The organism is Rhizobacter sp. P2_H2, from assembly GCF_056403375.1.
Genome location: NZ_JBFUFP010000241.1, coordinates 1 through 6,353, shown reverse-complemented (window position 1 = coordinate 6,353; position 6,353 = coordinate 1). Strand labels below are relative to the sequence as shown.

The 6,353-nt window shown below is 69.1% G+C and carries 5 protein-coding genes and 3 pseudogenes; 3 read left to right on the top strand and 5 right to left on the bottom strand.

The window, feature by feature from the left end; genetic code table 11:
- The 3 genes and pseudogenes from AC1D15_RS14490 to AC1D15_RS14480 all read left to right on the top strand — a co-directional run.
- Positions 1–350, top strand: a pseudogene (locus AC1D15_RS14490) (hypothetical protein); the annotation flags it as partial.
- Between the two features lie 2 nt (positions 351–352).
- Positions 353–922 (top strand): NeuD/PglB/VioB family sugar acetyltransferase, encoded by a 570-nt coding sequence (locus AC1D15_RS14485; RefSeq protein ID WP_477826534.1) that lies wholly within the window; start codon positions 353–355, stop codon positions 920–922.
- Positions 923–927: 5 nt separating this feature from the next.
- Positions 928–2,838, top strand: a complete 1,911-nt coding sequence (locus AC1D15_RS14480; protein WP_477826533.1) for a polysaccharide biosynthesis protein — start codon at positions 928–930, stop codon at positions 2,836–2,838.
- Here AC1D15_RS14480 and AC1D15_RS14475 read toward each other — a convergent pair whose 3' ends face one another.
- From AC1D15_RS14475 to AC1D15_RS14455, 5 genes and pseudogenes are all read right to left on the bottom strand, one after another.
- Entirely contained in the window at positions 2,839–3,609 is a 771-nt protein-coding gene (locus tag AC1D15_RS14475) for a nucleoside-diphosphate sugar epimerase/dehydratase (RefSeq protein ID WP_477826535.1), read from the bottom strand.
- A 78-nt stretch (positions 3,610–3,687) separates the two neighbouring features.
- Positions 3,688–4,275: pseudogene (locus AC1D15_RS14470) on the bottom strand (sugar transferase); the annotation flags it as partial.
- A gap of 7 nt (positions 4,276–4,282) precedes the next feature.
- Complete coding sequence (locus tag AC1D15_RS14465) at positions 4,283–5,446, bottom strand: DegT/DnrJ/EryC1/StrS family aminotransferase (RefSeq protein WP_477826532.1); 1,164 nt, start codon at positions 5,444–5,446, stop codon at positions 4,283–4,285.
- Between the two features lie 2 nt (positions 5,447–5,448).
- Entirely contained in the window at positions 5,449–6,135 is a 687-nt protein-coding gene (locus tag AC1D15_RS14460) for a class I SAM-dependent methyltransferase (protein ID WP_477826531.1), read from the bottom strand.
- Positions 6,132–6,353: pseudogene (locus AC1D15_RS14455) on the bottom strand (glycosyltransferase WbuB); the annotation flags it as partial. The pseudogene AC1D15_RS14455 and the gene AC1D15_RS14460, both read right to left, overlap by 4 nt.

Sequence of the window (6,353 nt, the reverse complement as noted above, 5' to 3'; positions counted from 1 at the left end):
CCCTCTGGACGGCGCAGCAGGCCACGCAGGTGTTCTGGTGCTGGTTCATCCTGCTGGGGGGCTTCATGGTCGACGCCACGACGACGCTGGTGCGACGGGTGCGGCGCGGCGAGCGATTCTCCGAAGCCCATCGCAGCCATGCCTATCAATATGCATCGCGCAAGCACCGTTCGCATCAGCGAGTGACGCTGGCCTTCGCTGCCGTGAATCTGTTGTGGCTGCTGCCGATTGCGCTGCTGGTCGCCTGGCGGCTGGTGGACGGCGTCGCTGCCACCATCGTGGCCTATGCACCGCTGGTGTGGCTGGCCTTTCGCTACAAGGCCGGCGTGCGCGCCGAACAGGACGTCTGACCATGGCTCGTGTGTTGATCGTGGGCGCAGGGGGATATGGCCGCTCGGTCGCGGACGCGCTGCTGTGCGCGCAGCAGCGGCCGGTCGGCTTTCTCGACGACCGCTGGCCCGACCTGCAGCAGGTGTGGGATGAGCCGGTGCTTGGCAGGCTCGCCGATCTGATCCGTCTGCGCGAGCAGGCGGATGCGGTCGTGATCGCCATCGGCAATAACGCCGCCCGGCGCCGGGCGTTCCAGCAGGCGCTGGCCGCCGGATTCACGGCCGCCGGCGTGATCCACCCGCGTGCCGTGGTGTCGCCGCGCGCCTTCATCGGCGCCGGTGTGACCATCATGGCCAATGCCGTCATCGGATGCGATGCACATGTCGGCGACGGCGTCATCGTCAACGCCGGAGCCATCATCGACCACGACGCACGGCTCGGTGACTTTGCTCATGTGGGCATCGGCGCCTGCATGGCAGGCGGAGCCGAACTCGGCGACGAAGCCTGGCTCCAGGAAGGCTGCACGCTGGGCCCGGGCCAGAAGGTGCCGGCCGGCATCACCGTCGCAGCCGACAGATCCCAGCGGGGTTGAATCGCATGATCCGAAGCCGACTGGGCCTCTGGCTCGCCAAACTCCCGCCGCGCGCCAAGCTGGCGATGATGATTGGCAGCGACGCCGTCTTCCTGCCGCTGTGCGTGCTCGCGTCGGTGTCCTTCCGGCTCGGCTCGGTGTCCTCGGCGCTGGATACCGTGCCAGCAATCCAGATCGTGCTGGGGCTGCTGACCTTGCCGGTGCTGGGCGTCGCAGGCCTGTACCGCACGGTGGTTCGCTACATCGACCTTCGCGTCGTGGCAGCGGCCAGCGGCTCGCTGGCCCTCGTCGTGCTCGGGGTGTTCAGCCTGGCGCTGCTGATGAACGTGCACGTGCTGCCCCGCTCGGCGCTGCTGATCTACTGGTTCGTGGCGTTCACCTACGTGATCACATCACGCTTCATTGCCCGCCAGCTGCTTCGGCAGGGGCTGAAGAACCCGGGGCGCCCGCGCCTGCACACCATCATCTACGGCGCCGGCGACGCCGGCGTGCAGCTCGCGCAGGCGATGCAGTTCAGCACCGAATACCGCGCCGTCTGCTTCCTGGACGACCGCATCGACCTGCACCACAAGACGGTCGCGGGACTGCGCGTCTATGCCCCCTCGGCGCTGGACCGTGCCGTGGAGCGCCACGACGCTGCATTGATCGTGCTGGCGATGCCCTCGGTCACCTCGTCGCGCAAGCGCGACATGATCAAGGGCCTGGAAAGGGTCGGCCTGCCGATCAAGATGCTGCCGGGGCTGGTCGAGCTGGTCAACGGCCAGGCCGAGGTCTCGGACATTCGCGAACTCGACGTGGCCGACCTGCTCGGGCGCGACCCCGTTCCGCCACAACCCGACCTGTTCGCCCGCAACATCGCCGGCAAGACCGTGCTGGTCACCGGCGCCGGCGGCTCCATCGGCAGCGAGCTGTGCCGCCAGATCCTCTCGCAGAAGCCCGCGCGACTGGTCCTGCTGGACCATTCCGAGTTCGCGCTCTATTCGATCGAGCACGAGTTGCRCCATTCGGCGTCCACCGGTGGCGTGGAAATCATCCCCTGCCTGGGCTCGGTGCTCGACGAATCGCTGATGCTCGCCACCATGCGCCGCCACGGCGTGCAGACGGTCTACCACGCTGCAGCGTACAAGCACGTTCCGCTGGTCGAGAGCAACGTCCAGCAGGGCTTGCGCAACAACGTCTTCGGCACGAGGATGGTGTGCAAGGCGGCGCTGGCGGCCGAGGTCGAGACCTGCGTGCTGATCTCCACCGACAAGGCAGTGCGGCCGACCAACGTGATGGGAGCCTCCAAGCGCGCCGCCGAGCTGATCTTCCAGGCGGGCGCCCAGCGCGGCGGCCGCACCGTGTTCTCGATGGTCCGCTTCGGCAACGTGCTGGGCTCATCGGGTTCGGTCGTGCCGTTGTTCAAGCGGCAGATCCACGCTGGCGGCCCGGTCACGATCACGCACCCGGACATCATTCGCTACTTCATGCTGATCCCGGAAGCCGCGCAGCTGGTGATCCAGGCGGGTGCCATGGCCCGGGGCGGAGAGGTGTTCGTGCTCGACATGGGCGAACCGGTGCGCATCGCCGACCTGGCCCGTTCGATGATCCGGCTGTCGGGCCGGACCGAACGCACCGCCGAACAACCGGACGGCGACATCGAGATCAAGTTCGTCGGGCTGCGCCCCGGCGAGAAGCTGTACGAGGAACTGCTGATCGGCAACGAAACCGTGCCGAGCGGCCACCCACGCATCCTGTGCGCACGCGAGCGCTACATCGACTCGCCGCTGCTCGACAAGATGCTCGACTCGCTGCGCACGGCATGCGACGCCGATGACCACGACGGCATGCTGCGCCAGATCACCAACCTGGTTCCGGAATTCCGCTCGGCCGACGAAGTGAACAGCGAAGTGGCGGCTGCCCTGCAGCAGCGCTGATCAGGTTTGCGGCCCCGCCACCGGCTCGGGTTGCAATTCATGGTGGCTGGGCACGGTCAGGACCTGCAATCCCGTACGCCGTGCCAGCTCGATGGCCCGCTCCCGCTGTTGCGCCGTGGCACCCGGCATCGCGACGATCACATGCGTGGCACTGGCACGGATGTGGGGACGGGCGAGGTCGTCCAGGCTGCCGAGGACGCGCAGTCCCGCCACACGATGACCCCGCTTGTTCGGATCGTCGTCGAGCAGGCCGATCACGTTCCAGCCGTCGCGCAAGTGGATGCCGGCAATGAGGCGCCGCGCCGCATTGCCGGCACCCAGCACGATGGCGTGGCGCGGCTCGCCTCCGGCGCCATTGACGCGTGCCTGCGCATGCTCGCCCAGCATCCGGTAGCTCATGCGCAGCAGGCTGAGCGCCAGCAGCGCAAAGAGCGGATGCAACAGCAGCACCGCCCGCGGCACGCCGACCAGCTGCGCCATCATGACGACGACGGCGCTGCCGAGGCCGGCCAGCAGGCAGGCGGCGGCAATGCGCTTGAAGTCGTCGAAGCCATAGAAGCGCCACAGGCCGCGCCGCACACCCGTCAGCTGCAGGCCGGCCAGGTAAGCCAGCACCACGCCCGCGGCCACCCAGTCGTCATACACAGGCCGTCCCGGCTGCCAGCGCTCGAAGCCGAGCCGGAACAGGTAGGTGAAATGCCAGCAGGCGAGGATCACGATGCCGTCCGCGGCCGTCGCCAGCCACTTGCGCCACGGATCCAGGCCGGACATCTGGCGGTCCAGCCAGCCCCACACTTTGCTGTCGTTCATGAGCAGGAGACTCCGGGTTGAGCGCAGCGGCGGTGCGAACACCGTCCGCAGCGTGAGGCCGAGCACGCGCAGGTCAGTCCCGACCGTCGCGGTGTCGACATACTCGAGCGCGTACTGCAGCTTGGAAGGAAGGATGACCTCGATGTACTCGCGTTCGGGATCGGCCGCCTTCGCGAGCAGGTCGTTCTCGTCGCGGTAGTGCAGCGATGCCGCATCGGTGATGCCCGGGCGCACGCTCAGCACGCGCTCGCGCGATGCGTCGGGGTAGTGCTCCACGTAGCGCGGCACCTCGGGCCGCGGGCCCACGAGGCTCATCGTGCCGCGCAGCACGTCGATCAGCTGCGGCAACTCATCGAGCTTGTACTTGCGCAGCACCTGGCCGACGCSGGTGATGCGCGCATCGCCCGCCACCGTCAACTCGGGACCGGCGCCTGACGGCGGGGCGACGGTCATCGTGCGGAACTTGAAGATGCGGAACGGCCGGCCGAACCGGCCGACGCGCACCTGCCGGAAGAACACCGGCCCCGGCGAATCGAGCTTGATCAGCAACGCCATCACCGCGAAGGCCGGCACGAGAAGCGCCAGCCCCAGCGCCGACGCCGCGATGTCGATGGTCCGCTTCAGCACGACCTTGTCAGCTCAGCGCGGCATGCACCGCATCCACCACCCGCTGGACATCGGCATCGTTCATTCGCGTGTAGATCGGCAGGCTGACCAGGGTCTCGAATGCCTTCTGGCTGTGCGGGAACTGCGCTGCGGACAGCTGGTAGCGGTCGCGCCAGTACGGCTGCAAGTGCAGCGGGATGTAGTGCACGCTGCAGCCGATGCCGGCGGCGTACAGGCGCTCGATCAGCGCGTCGCGGCCGATGCGCGCGCCGTCGGCGAGCTGCACCACGTACAGGTGCCAGGCGTGGGCGTCGCCGGCCTGCGCATCGGGTGGGAGCCGCAACGGCAGGCCCGCCAAGCCGGCGTGGTAGAGCGCCGCGATCTCGGCGCGGCGGCGGCGGAAGTCGCGCGCCCGCTTCAGCTGGTGGATGCCGAGCGCCGACGCGATGTCGGTCAGGTTGTACTTGAAGCCCGGCGCGACGATCTCGTAGTACCAGCTCGGCACCTTGGCCGTGAAGCGATCGAACGCATCGCGGCTCATGCCGTGCAGGCGCATCACCTTGATGCGCTTCGCGAGCTCCGGATCGCGCGTGACGACCATGCCACCCTCGCCGGTGGTGATGGTCTTGTTGGCGTAGAAGCTGAACACCGTGACGTCGGAGTCCAGCGTGCCCACGAGCTGCCCGCCCACGGTGGTCGGCAATGCATGAGCCGCGTCCTCGACCACCTTCAGGCCATGCCGCTTCGCGACGGCCAGCAGCGCCGGCATGTCGGCGCCCAGGCCGGCGTAGTGCACCGGGATGACGGCCTTGGTGCGCGGCGTGATCGCCGCTTCCACCGCGGCCGCGTCGATGCACAGCGTGGCCGGATCGATGTCGACCAGCACGACATCGGCGCCGAGGTAGCGCACCACCTCGGCGGTGGCGGTGAAGGTGTGCGTGGTGGTGATCACCTCGTCGCCCGGGCCGATGCCCAACGCCTCGAGCGCGAGGTGCAGGCCGGCGGTGGCCGAGTTGACGGCCATCGAGTGCAGGTCCGGGTCGCCGAGGAAGGCGGTGAAGTCTTCCTCGAAGCGCCGGGTCTTCGGGCCGGTCGTGACCCAGCCGGATTTCAGCGTGTCGACGACTTCGGCGATTTCTTCGTCGCCGATCTCGGGCAGGGCGAAGGGGAGGAACGGCAGGTTGGCAGACATGGTCAAGGCTTGGCGATCCAGGCGAGCACGTGGGTGCGCAGCGCCGGCAAGGTGTTGAAGAGAGTGTAGAGCGCGGGGTGCACCGGTGCGACCGCGCGCGCGATCGGCGGCGCAAGCGTCACGCGGCGCCGGTCGATGCGCCCATGCGGGAACAGCGCGCGCAGCCTGGCGAGCGGCACGCCGCGCACGTCCGGGTTGCGCGGGTTGTCGACCGTGAAGTCGTACCACAGCACCGCGCCGCCCGGCCGCACCCAGCGCCACATCGCCGCGGCCAGTTGCTGCTGGAACGCGTCGTCGAGCAGCGACGAGAACACCGTCGCGGCGAACACGATGTCCTGCGATGCATCGGTGATCGGTGCCTGCACCGCATCGCCTTCGTGCAGCGCCACCGCCGACGGCAGGCATGCCCGCGCCTGCGCGAGGCGTTCGGGCAGCAGTTCGATGCCGCTCAGCCGGTCGGGCGCGAAGCCGAGCCGCAGCAGCTCCAGCAGGTTGCCGCCCTGCCCGCAACCGACCTCCAGCAGCCGCAACGCCGACAGGTCGGTGACACCATGCCGCGCGAACAGCCCCAGCATCGCGCGCTGCCGCTCCTGCACCATCTGCCACACCTCGGACCGCAGCAGGCTGTAGCGGTCGCCGACCTGGCGGCGCGCGTAGCGCTGCGCGACACGGTCAGGTTCGTGCGTCATGCCGGCCCCCCCGGCAGCGCGTCGATGAAGCGCCGCGCCAGCACCGGATAGCTGTGGTTCTCGACGACGAACTGCCGTCCGCGCCCGCCCATCTCGCGCCGCGCGGCACCCCCCGCCGACACCAGCGTGCGCAGGCCCTGCGCCACCGCCGCGGCGTCTTCCGGCGCCACCGTGACGCCGCAGCCGGCCTCCGCCACCGGGTCGTTGCCGGCTTCCAC